We start from the raw sequence: 10,822 nt of genomic DNA, 5'->3' as shown, positions 1-10,822 counted from the left end.
ACCGCCGGGGTGGGCGTGACCCCCGCCGACGCGTCCGCCATCACGTCGGCCGCACCGTCCGAGCACGACGTCAGGAGCGCCCAGTGACCGTTTCCCCGTTGCGGCTGGGCCTGTACGAGCCCGGCCCCGGCACGCAGGCGTCCGGCGTGCGGCGCGAGGAACTCACCTTCCGTGTACCGGCGGGCGAGGACACCTGGCACATCGCCGCCGAACTGCTCGTGCCCGAGGGCGGCGCCGACACCGTGCAGGTGCTGCTGCCCGGCCTGACCTACGACCGCCGGTACTGGACGGTTCCCGGCGACTACGACTACAGCGCCCACATGGTGCGCGCCGGATACGCCGTGCTCCTCCTCGACCGGCTCGGCACCGGCGCCTCCAGCAGACCGCACGGGGACGACGTCAACCTCGACAGCCACGTCGAGGTCGTCCACCACATCGTCTCGCAGCTGCGCTCCGGCGCCGTCGGCGGCCGCGCGTTCTCGCGGGTGGCCGTCGTCGGCCACTCCTACGGATCGGGCATCGCCCTCGTCGAGGCGGCCCGGTACCAGGACGTGGACGCGCTGGTGATCACCGGCATGCTGCACACGACCACCTCGTTCTACGAGAAGGTCGACCGTGTCCACGACTTCTTCCACCCCGTGGGCGAGGATCCCTTGCTCGCGGAACTCGGCGCGCCCGCCGAATACTTGACGCAGCGTCCCGGACGCCGCGCCAAGATGCTCGAGTATGCGGGCGGCATCGACCCGGACCTGTCCGCGCACAACGAGCGCATCAAGTCCACAGCCACCTGGGGCGAGGGAAACAGCCTCCCCGAGACCTACCGGAGCGAGTACTCCCGCGCCGTCTCGGTGCCCGTGCTGATCGTGGTGGGCGAACACGACGCGCTGTTCAGCAGCGCCGACGTGGGATTCGCCGCCACTTCCGACAGTGTCCGCGCCTTCGAGAAGGGCTATTACGCCCCGGGCGCGGACCTGGAGGCCCATGTGATCGCGGGCTGCGGCCACTCCCTCACCATCCACCGGACGGCTGCGGACTGTTACGCCCTGACGCGCGACTGGCTCGATCGCACCTTCCCCAGGTCGGTGTGAGGCCGGACATTCCACCAACTCTCCGAGGAGAACCAATGTTTGACAGGCTGTCACGCCTGGTCCTTCGATCACCGCGCAAGGTGGTCCTCCTGACCATCCTCCTGGTCTTCCTTGCCGGCGCCGCCGGCGGTGGTCTGCAGAGCAGGCTCACCATGGGCGGTTACGAGTCGTCCGGCACGGAGTCGAGCAAGGCTGCCGAGCAGCTTCAGCAGACCTTCAAGCAGGGCGAGCCGAACGTCCTTCTGCTCATCAAGGACAAGCGGGGCGTGGACGACCCGGCCGTCGCCAAGGCGGGCCACGACCTGTCGGCGAAGCTCGCCGCCCAGGCCCACGTCACCAACGTCACTTCGTACTGGGACGCCAAGAGCCCGGCCCTTCGCTCCAGGACGGGCAAGGAGGCGGTCGTACTCGGCCGGATCACCGGGAACTTCGACGACCAGATCGACCGCGTCAAGAAGATCGACGAGGCGTTCACCGGAAAGGTGGACGGTCTCCAGGTCAAGACCGGTGGCTCGGCCATGATGTGGCAGGAGAACACCAAGCAGTCCCAGAAGGACGCGATGAAGGCCGAGTCGTTGGTCTTCCCGATCCTGATGGTCGTCCTGGTGATCATCTTCGGTAGCGCGCTGGTCGCCCTGCTCCCGGTCACGGTCGCGTTCGCGGCGATGCTGCTGTCGATGGCCGCCCTGTTCCTCATCACGTTCTTCGGCGACACATCGAGCGTCGTCGAGAACACCACGACGTTCCTGGGAATCGGTCTCGGCGTCGACTACTGCCTGTTGTTCGTCACCCGCTACCGGGAGGAGCTGCGCCTGGGCAAGGAGATCAACGACGCGATCACCATCACGCTGCGCACGGCGGGCCGCACCATCGCGTTCTCCGCGCTGACCGTGGCCGTGGCCTTCGTCGGCCTGCTCGTCCTGCCGTTCACGATGATGCGCTCCCTCGCGATCGGCTGCATGACCACCGCGCTCGTGGCCGCGTTCTCCGCGATCGTCCTGGCTCCCGCGCTGCTCAAGTGGATCGGCCCGCGGGTCGACAAGTGGCGCCTGATCAAGCGCAAGCAGGACCCGGCCAAGGACGGCGGCGGCTTCTGGCACAGCCTGTCCACCGCCGTGATGCGCCGCCCCGTGCGGGTGGCCATCCTGGTCCTGGCCGTCGCCATCACCCTGGGCCTGCCCGCCGCCAGCATGAAGCTGCGGCTGCCCGACGAGAGCGTGCTGCCCTCGAACGCCAAGTCCGCGCAGGTCGCGCAGGTGCTCAAGAAGGACTTCAACACCCGCGAGCAGCAGGCGCTCAACGTGGTGGCCGCCCACTCGGGCAGCCCGCAGGCCAAGAGCGGTGCCATCGACGCGTACGCCCGCAAACTCTCCTCGATCAAGGGCGTCACCCGCGTCGACGCCTTCACCGGCTCCTACGCCAAGGGCGCGAAGATCGCCGACGCCTCCGCGGCCGACGCCCGCTTCGGAGCGGCGCAGGGCACGTATCTGTCGGTCGTGCCGAGCGTCGACCCGTACTCCTCGGCCGGCAACACGCTCGTGCACGCCGTGCGTGACACCAAGGCGCCCTTCGACGTGAAGGTCGGCGGACCGGCCGCGGTCAGCACCGACACCTTCCACACCCTCAAGAAGAACCTGCCCATCGCCGCGGTGGTCCTGTTCCTCGGCATGTTCGTGCTCCTCTTCCTGCTCACCGGGAGCATCCTGCTTCCGCTGCAGTCGATCGTCCTGACCGGGATCAGCCTCACCGCGACGTTCGGCGCGCTGGTCTTCATCTTCCAGGAAGGCCACATGGCCAAGCTGTTCGGCGACTTCATCGTCACCGGCGGCATCACCTGGACCGTACCGATCATGTCGTTCGGCATGGCCTTCGCGCTGTCCATGGACTACCAGGTGTTCATGCTGTCGCGGATCAAGGAGGAGTACGACCGCACCGGCGACAACGAACTGGCCGTCGCGAGCGGCCTGGAGAGGGTCGGCAAGGTCGTCACCTACGCGGCGGTGCTGCTCTCCCTGGTGTTCCTGGTGCTCATCAGCTCCGGCATCAGCTACATGAAGGCACTCGGCCTCGGCATGGCGCTGGCGATCCTCATGGACGCCACGCTGATCCGCGGTGGTCTGCTGCCGGCCCTGATGAAGCTGTTCGGCCGCGCCAACTGGTGGGCGCCGAAGCCGCTGCAGAAGCTGCACTCCCGCTTCGGCATCAGCGAGTCCGAGGAGGGTGAGCCGGCCCCCGCCGCGGCAGCGCAGGCCCCCTCCACGGTGCCGTCGCGCAGCGCCTGAGCAACGTCACCCGCTCCCTCACGCACACCGCCCCGCCCCACCCGGCCACCCCGGCCGGGTGGGGCGGGCGCACCACCCACCCCACAGGGCATCGACTCGGTCTTCGAGAAGGTCAGTTAACGAAACAGGACAGCCCATGCCACAGACCAAACGGCCCAAGAACATCGGAGCCCACTTCGACCACTTCGGCGACAAGCCGGGCCCCGCCTGGCACCTGGACCGACCCTTCGACATCGCCCCCGAGGCGGGCCGCACGTACGACTCCGCGTCGCTCGCACAGCTCGTCGCCGAGATGTCGGGACGCCTGTACGAGGCGGGTCTGCGCCGCGGCGACCGGCTCGCGATCATCAAGCACAACCACATGGACGTCATCCTGCTCGCCGCCGCGGCGGCCCGGATCGGCGCCCTGCCGGCCATGATCACCTCGACGTTCACGCCGGACGTACTCGGCAAGATGATGGCCCGTCTGGAGCCGAAGGTCATCGTCGCCGCCGACTCCGTGCTCGCGGCGGCCGCCGAGGCCGGGGTCGACCTGGCGGGCCCGGCCACCCGGCTGGTCGCGGTCGAGGGGGAGCAGCCGGTCAGTGGTGCCCTGCCCCTCGCGGACCTGGCGGGCTCGGGCGTCCCGGCTCCCGATCTGCGCCCGGACGCGGAGCCGATGCTGCTCACTCACACCTCCGGGACCACGGGCGTGCCCAAGTTCGTCATGCACTCGGCGGACACCATCGGCGTCTACGGCGTGATGGAGACGATCCGCATCCCGTTCCTGTCGACCCGCCCCGACGACACCGTCGCCTCCTGCATCGCCTTCGTGCACTCGCGGGCGGTGACCTGGGTGCAGGCCCAGTCCGTGCTCGTGCCCTCGAAGGTCGTGGTGCTCGGCGGCTGCGAGCCCGACACGGTCGTGGAGACCCTCTCGCGCAACCGGCCCACCACTCTCGAGGCGTGCCCGAACATCTTCCAGCGCTGGGAGCAACTGCCGAAGACCCACCCGGAGCTGTTCACCGACGTGCGCTCCTTCATCTCCACCTTCGACGCCATCCACCCCAGCACGGTCCGCACGTTCATGGCCGCGACCCGGCGTCGCCGCCCCGTCTGGGCGCAGAGCTGGGGGCAGAGCGAGATCGGCCCCGCGACCCTCGCCTCCTACTCCAAGCGCAAGATCATGCGCCGCGACGGGGGCGAGCCGTTCACCAACAACGTCGGCCGTCCCGTCCCGTTCGTCACCCGGCTCAAGGTCGTGGACCCCGAGACCCGCAAGCCGGTCAAGCGCGGCGAGCGCGGCATCGTACTGGTGAAGACCAAGGGCCTGTGCCTGGGCTACCTCGGGGAGAACGAGAGGCACCGCGAAAAGGTGTGGGACGGCTGGTGGAACACCGGCGACATCGGCGTCCACCGGCGCAACGGCACCGTCGAAGTCCTGGACCGCGAGGTCGACGTCATCCCGGGCACCAGCGGCATCGAGCTGGAGAGCCGGCTTCTGGAGCGCCTGGAGGAGGTCACCGAGGCGATTGTGCTCGGCGACCCGGACGGCCTTCCGGTGCCGGTGGTCTCCACCAACACCGGGACCCTCGACCATGCGGCCTGGCAGCGCGCCACGGCGGACCTGCCGGCGCTCGCCGAGCCGCGCGTCATCGACTGGAACGACTTCCCGCGCACCGGCACCTGGAAGGTCCGCCGTTTCGACCTGCGCCAGAAGATCCTGCAGACCCAGGACACCCACGGCACGGGCCGCTGGACATGAGTTCCCGCGCACCGCGCCCCTGACCCCCGTCCGATCCGAGAACGAGATTCTGTGAGGTGGCAGTACATGCCGAGCCAGACCACGCCCAAGAGCCGTGTCGTGAAGGCCATCGACGAACTGTTCGTGCACCTTGAGGCCGACGCGGTGTACCGGCACTGGGCGGAGAACTTCCGCCAGCACAGCCCACTGGTGTCCGACGGCCGGGAGGGCCTGCGGACCACGATCGTGCAGCTGGGGACCCTCGGGTTCAAGTACGAGATGATCCGGGTCCTTGCCGACGGGCCGTGGGTCGTGCTGCACGCGCACGGCGGTGGGGTGTCGCAGCCGTTCGCCGTCTTCAACCTGCTGCGGGTCGAGAACGACCGGCTCGCCGAGCACTGGGAGGTCGTACAGGCCCAGGTCACCGAGACCGCGAGCGGCCACGGAGTACTCGACGGGCCGACCGAGATAACCGACCTGGACCGTACGGACGACAACCGGGAGCTGATCCGCTCCCTGTTCGACAAGGTCCTCGTCGGCGGCGACCTGGGGGCACTCGCCGGGTACTTCGACGGCGACACCCTCGTCCAGCACAGCCCGGACGTCGCCGACGGGGTGTCGGCGCTGCGCGGCTGGCTCGAGTCGGGCCCGCGCCGCTACGAGAAGCTCGACCTGCTGATCGCGGACGGCAACTTCGTGTGGGCGCAGAGCGCGGGCACGGTCGACGGCCGCCCGTACGTCCTCAACGACCTGTTCCGCATCGCGGACGGGAAGATCGTCGAGCACTGGGACGTGATCGGTGAGGTGCCCGCCCAACTCCCTCACGAAAACTCGCTGTTCGCCACGTTCTGAGCCCTTGGGCCAGGGGCCTGTGCCGTACGTCATCGTCGTCGTCCACGACGGTGACGTACGGCACGGGCATGCGCGCGGCGGCGCCGGGAGAACTCCTTGTCGGCGGCGTCGGCGGCGTCGTTGCCGTAGCCGACGCCGACGACGGCCGGTGCAGACACGCACGTGCCGGACATGATGATGTCCGGCACGCCGCGGCGGCTGCCCGGGCCCTGTCTCGACGGACAGGGCCCGGGCGGACACCACGGCGTGCCGGACATGCGCCTGCGGGCCGATGCCGCAAACGGTCGTGGCTCAGGGGCGGGGGCCCCCGCCCCCGACCGGGCAACCGGAGAGATCCGTCATGGCCGCACCTCGCGCTCAGACGATGCCGTTGTCGTGCGGCATCTGTTCGGGGATCTCGGTCCGCACGTCCCAGTGCTCTACGACCTTTCCGTCCGCGAGGCGGAACAGGTCGGCGAACACGTGAGGCCGGCCGTCGCGGACGCCCTCGGACTGGGCGAACACGAAGTTGCCCTCGGCGACGGTTCGGTGGAGCGTGAGGTACTGAACCGAGGCGAGCGACTCGCGCAGGCTCGCCGTCCCGTCGGCAGCCGAAGGGGCGTGCCGGATCAGGTGGTCGCCGTCGAAGAACTCGTCGAGCGCGGCCGGTTCGCCGTCGATGAGGACGTCCTGGACGAGGCGGCGGATCGTGTCCTTGTTCGCGGCCGTGCGGTCGCGATCGGTGATCTCGGACGGCCCGTCGCCCATGTCGTGCCCGCAGGCGGTGGGCCCGGTCTCGGGGGCGACCGCCTCCCAGTGCTCGGCGACACGGCCGTCGGCGAAGCGGTACAGATTGAACAGGATGAGCGGTACCGGGGCGAGGCCGGTGACACGGGCGTGCAGGAGCACCATGTCGCCCTCGCCGATCGAGCGCAGCAGATCGTAGCGGGCGCCTACGCTCTTGGCCTTCTCGGTGAGTTCCCGCAGGCCGTCCCTGCCGTCCGCGCACATCGGGCTGTGCTGGACGAACGCGGGCGCGTAGTAGGTGTCGAGGGCGGAATCGGTGTCGCCGCCGGTCAGTGCGAGTACGCCCGCCACGACGCGACTCTTTGCGTCCATCTCATCTCCAAGGATGGTGTGTTGTCCGGGAAGGTCATGGACGGGTGGTGACCGGCAGCGCCTCCAGGGCGCGGGAGAGCAGGCTGGGCTTGTACTCCAACCGCTCGTCGGCCAGGGCGAGGTGCGGGGCCCGGTTGAAGAGCGCGCCCAGCGCGATCTTGGCCTGGGTGCGGGCCAGCGGCGCGCCGAAGCACACGTGCAGGCCCGACGCGAAGCTGAGGTGCCGGTTGTCGGGGCGGCCGAGGTCGAGCGTGTCCGGGTCCGCGAAGACCTCGGGGTCACGGTTGGCGGCGCCCCGGACGACGATGACCTGCTCGCCCGCGCGCACCACGTTCCCCTCGCCCAGGTCGACGTCCTCGAAGGCGACCCGTATCGACAGGTGCGAGGGCGAGTCGTAACGCAGGAGTTCCTCGACGGCGCTCGCGGCCAGTTCGGGCTCGGCGCGGAACCGGGCGAGCTGCCCGGGGTGGCGCAGGAGGGCGAGCGCGCCGTTGCCGATCAGGTTGGTGGTCGTACCGTGCCCGGCGACGAACAGCAGGATGCAGGTGCCGAGCAGTTCCTCCTCGCTGATCCGCCCGTCGTCCTGCGCGGCGATCAGCCGGCTCAGGACGTCCTCGCCCGGGGCCCGGCGGCGCTGAGCCGCCAGGACGCGGAAGTAGTCGTTGAGCCCGGCGAGGGCTTCGTCTCTGCCCTGGTGGTTCGCCTTCGAGACGGTGAATGAGGGGCTCACGCCCGCCAGGTAGTCCTGCGCCCACTTCTCGATCTTCGCGTGGTCGGGTCCGGGCACCCCGAGCAGATGGCAGATCACACCGAACGGCAGCGGATGGGCGAGGGAGGAGATCAGATCACACGGCTCCCCGCTCCGCAGGGCGCGGTCGAGGAGCTGACCGGTGCGCTCCTCGACGTAGCCGGTCGCGCTGCGCATCACGCGCGGCCCGAACGTGTCGCGCAGGACGCGGCGCAGCCGTGTGTGCTCCGGCGGGTTCATGAAGATGAGCATGTGGCGCTGGTCGGCGAATCCGCCGGGCAGCGCCGCCCCGCCGGAGGCCGGGCAGGCCGGCGCCGCGGCGGCCGCCGCCGGATAGCCGAACCGCTGGTCGCGCAGGACCAGTTCGCACTCCCGGTGCCGGGTGAGCACCCAGAAGCCGGCCGGGCTGCGCAGGACGGGGGTGCTCTCCCGCAGCCGCCGGTAGGTCGCGTAGGGGTCCTGCCGGAAGTCGGGGTCGGTGGGATCGAGGCCGAGCATGCTCTCGGCACCACCCTGCGTTGTCATTGAGCCGCTCACATGGCCTCCGCTCGCGTTGCGCTTGTCCGGAATCAGACGCTTGCAGCGGGCCGCCCGCCCCTGCGGACGGTCCATGCGTGAGGATCCCAGCAAGCCGCATAAGGCCGCCTAAAGCGCGAAGGCGCGAAAGAGACCGCGTGTTGCGGCCATCCTGGTATGGCCGGTTCTGTGCGGTCTGCGGTCCACGTCACAGCGGCGAGACGCGCTGTGACGTGGCGCGTGACAAGGAGTTGCCATGTCTGGTCGGCCTGGGCGCGACGGTCCCGGCCATACGCTTGTCGGCATGACAACCATGGAGCAATCCGCCACCGCGCAAGCCGGTCCGACGTTGCGGGGCAAGGTCTTCGACGCGGTGCTCCGGCTGTGCCGCGAGCGCTCCTACGACGACATCGGCCTGGCCGACATCGCGGCCGCGGTGGGCGTCGAGGAGGAGGAGGTCCGGCGGCTCTGGCCCACGAAGAGCCTCGTGGTGATGGAATCGCTCCTGCACCATGTCGCCCCGTCCATGCGGTTTCCGCGAACGGGGGACATGCGCAGGGATCTGACGCAGCAACTCACCGTGACGGCCGAGCTGTTCGCCGATCCGGGCATCGGCCCGCACCTGGTCGCCGTGATCTCCGAGGTGCGCGCCGACGAGCGGCTGGCGGCCGCCTTCCACGAGAAGGTGTACACGCCCAACCGGACCATGGCCCGTGAACGCTTCCAACTGGCTCAGGAACAAGGCCAGTTGCGGACCGACATCGATGTGGACACCGCTGTCGACCTGGTCTTCGGGCCCATCTGGTTCCGGCTTCTGCTGGGCACGGGCCCCCTCACGGCGGAGCTGGCGGAGAGGATCGCCGACCACGCGCTGACCGGTTTGCGGGTTGCCGGCGGGGCCGTGCCCCCCGGCCGGCAGGCGGCCTGAGGGCCACTCGCCGCAACAGCACCCACGACCCGTCCGGCGCCCGCCGCTCGACGATCCCCGCCACGGCCGACCGGCTGACCGGTCAGCCGCACGAGAGGCGGCTCAGCCTCCCGGCAGCACCTGCCTCGCTCGCTCAAGGACACGGTCGACCAAGGCGGTCGCCGCCCCCGTGTACTGGGCGGGGTCGGTGAGTTCCAGCAGTTCGGACAGAGAGAAGCGGGCCGCGACGTCGGGTACGTCCCCAAGGAGTTCGGCAAGGGTGCCGGCGCCCGCCGCGGACCGCAGCGAGGCATGGGCGACGGTCGCCTTGGCGGCGGCCTTGCCGAGGACGGGCGCGAGGTGGGCCGCGAGCCGCTCGGAGACGATCAGCGCTCCGGTCGACGCGAGATTCTCCCGCATCCGCCCCGCGCGCACGCTCAGGCCCGCGGCGAGCTCCACGGCCGTGTGCGCGGCCCCGCCGGTCAGCCGCAGCGCCTCCCGGAGAGGCACCCACTCGGCGTGCCAGGCCCCCGCGGGCCGCTCGTCCTCGGCGACGAGGTTCTGCGCCACCGAGGCGGCGAGCAGCGGTACCTGGGACGCCGCCGAGCGGATCAGCGTGGACAGCACCGGGTTGACCTTCTGCGGCATCGCGGAGGAGACGCCGCGACCGGGTGCGACGGGCTCGGTCACCTCGCCGACCTCGGTGCGCGACAGGGACTGCACGTCGACGGCGAGCTTGCCGAGGACGCCCGTGGTGTGGGTGAGCACGGCGGCCACGTCGGCGAGCGGGGTGCGGACCGTGTGCCAGGGCGCGGCGGGCACGGCGAGCTCCAGCTCATCGGCGTAGGCGCGAAACAGCGTCTCGACGTATCCGGTCACGTCGGTGGCCAGGCTCGGGGCGTCGACGCGCGCGTACTCCAGATATCCGGCCAGGGTGCCCGCGGCGCCGCCGAGCTCGACGGGCAGCCCGCCGAGCAGGAGCGAGGTGACGCGCTGGTGGGCGTCGAGGACGCCCTGCAGCCAGGTGGCGGCCTTGAGCCCGAAGGTGGTGGGCACCGCGTGCTGGGTGAGAGTGCGGCCCGCCGCCGGGGTCTCGCGGTGCTCCTCGGCGATCTTCGCGAGTGAACCGGCCGTCTCCTCCAGGCAGTGCAGGACGAAGGTGAGGGCGCGCCGCACGACGAGCATGGCGGCGGTGTCCAGGATGTCCTGGCTGGTGGAGCCGCGGTGCACGTAGTGCGCGGCGTCCGGGTCGCGCCCGGCCACCGAGGCGGTGAGCGCCTGGACGACGGCGACCACGGGGTTGGCGGCGCCGCGCGCGGCCTCGGCGAGACCTCGCAGGTCGAAGGCGTCCGCCTGCCCGGCCTCGGTGATCGCCGCGGCGGCCGCGGGCGGCACCAGACCCATCCGGGCCTGCGCCCGGGCGAGCGCCGTCTCCGCGTCGAGCATGGCCTGCAGCCAGGCCCGGTCGTCGACCAGTGCCTCGACGGGGGTACCGGCCCGCACAGGCGAGAGCAGGCCCGCGTCCTGCCCGACGGGGACGGCGGGCGCCCGGCCCGCCGGTTGCTCGGTCGCCGGGCGCTCGGCCGCGGGGCGCTCGGCGTCGGCGCG

9 protein-coding genes are annotated in these 10,822 nt (G+C 70.7%); 5 read left to right on the top strand and 4 right to left on the bottom strand.

The window, feature by feature from the left end:
* The first annotated feature begins 83 nt into the window (after positions 1-83).
* The 4 genes from OFY01_RS11240 to OFY01_RS11225 all read left to right on the top strand — a co-directional run bounded on the left by OFY01_RS11240 (position 84) and on the right by OFY01_RS11225 (position 5,945).
* A complete protein-coding gene (locus OFY01_RS11240) occupies positions 84-1,088 on the top strand; it encodes an alpha/beta hydrolase (protein ID WP_266598830.1) in 1,005 nt (334 codons plus the stop codon).
* 35 nt (positions 1,089-1,123) lie between these two features.
* The gene (locus OFY01_RS11235) at positions 1,124-3,370 is read left to right on the top strand and encodes an MMPL family transporter (protein WP_266598829.1); all 2,247 of its coding nucleotides are present in this window, start codon (positions 1,124-1,126) and stop codon (positions 3,368-3,370) included.
* Between the two features lie 136 nt (positions 3,371-3,506).
* On the top strand, positions 3,507-5,114 hold the full coding sequence (locus OFY01_RS11230; RefSeq protein ID WP_266598828.1) for a class I adenylate-forming enzyme family protein: 1,608 nt from the start codon (positions 3,507-3,509) through the stop codon (positions 5,112-5,114).
* A 66-nt stretch (positions 5,115-5,180) separates the two neighbouring features.
* Complete coding sequence (locus tag OFY01_RS11225) at positions 5,181-5,945, top strand: nuclear transport factor 2 family protein (RefSeq protein ID WP_266598827.1); 765 nt, start codon at positions 5,181-5,183, stop codon at positions 5,943-5,945.
* Between the two features lie 29 nt (positions 5,946-5,974).
* On the opposite strand, the gene OFY01_RS11220 is transcribed toward OFY01_RS11225, so the two are convergent.
* The 3 genes from OFY01_RS11220 to OFY01_RS11210 all read right to left on the bottom strand — a co-directional run bounded on the left by OFY01_RS11220 (position 5,975) and on the right by OFY01_RS11210 (position 8,289).
* A complete protein-coding gene (locus OFY01_RS11220) occupies positions 5,975-6,103 on the bottom strand; it encodes a hypothetical protein (protein ID WP_266598826.1) in 129 nt (42 codons plus the stop codon).
* Between the two features lie 199 nt (positions 6,104-6,302).
* Positions 6,303-7,043, bottom strand: a complete 741-nt coding sequence (locus OFY01_RS11215) for a nuclear transport factor 2 family protein (RefSeq protein WP_266598825.1) — start codon at positions 7,041-7,043, stop codon at positions 6,303-6,305.
* 34 nt (positions 7,044-7,077) lie between these two features.
* Positions 7,078-8,289: a cytochrome P450 gene (locus OFY01_RS11210; RefSeq protein WP_266598824.1), complete on the bottom strand. Its 1,212-nt coding sequence runs from the start codon at positions 8,287-8,289 to the stop codon at positions 7,078-7,080.
* 322 nt (positions 8,290-8,611) lie between these two features.
* On the opposite strand from OFY01_RS11210, the gene OFY01_RS11205 reads away from it, so the two are divergent.
* Positions 8,612-9,235 (top strand): TetR-like C-terminal domain-containing protein, encoded by a 624-nt coding sequence (locus OFY01_RS11205; protein WP_266598823.1) that lies wholly within the window; start codon positions 8,612-8,614, stop codon positions 9,233-9,235.
* Positions 9,236-9,337: 102 nt separating this feature from the next.
* Here OFY01_RS11205 and OFY01_RS11200 read toward each other — a convergent pair.
* Positions 9,338-10,822: class-II fumarase/aspartase family protein (locus tag OFY01_RS11200; protein WP_407700320.1), on the bottom strand; the 1,485-nt coding region annotated here is incomplete at its 5' end.

The organism is Streptomyces beihaiensis (genome assembly GCF_026274175.1).
GTDB classification, from domain to species: domain Bacteria; phylum Actinomycetota; class Actinomycetes; order Streptomycetales; family Streptomycetaceae; genus Streptomyces; species Streptomyces beihaiensis.
Note: the sequence above shows the minus strand (reverse complement) of the source record. Positions and strands in the feature narration are given on the sequence as shown.

Excerpts from the sequence above, each read along its gene's own strand:
- OFY01_RS11215 (WP_266598825.1), bottom strand. The coding sequence starts at position 7,043 with ATGGACGCAAAGAGTCGCGTCGTGGCGGGCGTACTCGCACTGACCGGC.
- OFY01_RS11235 (WP_266598829.1), top strand. The coding sequence starts at position 1,124 with ATGTTTGACAGGCTGTCACGCCTGGTCCTTCGATCACCGCGCAAGGTG.
- OFY01_RS11230 (WP_266598828.1), top strand. The coding sequence starts at position 3,507 with ATGCCACAGACCAAACGGCCCAAGAACATCGGAGCCCACTTCGACCAC.
- OFY01_RS11210 (WP_266598824.1), bottom strand. The coding sequence starts at position 8,289 with ATGCTCGGCCTCGATCCCACCGACCCCGACTTCCGGCAGGACCCCTAC.
- OFY01_RS11205 (WP_266598823.1), top strand. The coding sequence starts at position 8,612 with ATGACAACCATGGAGCAATCCGCCACCGCGCAAGCCGGTCCGACGTTG.
- OFY01_RS11225 (WP_266598827.1), top strand. The coding sequence starts at position 5,181 with ATGCCGAGCCAGACCACGCCCAAGAGCCGTGTCGTGAAGGCCATCGAC.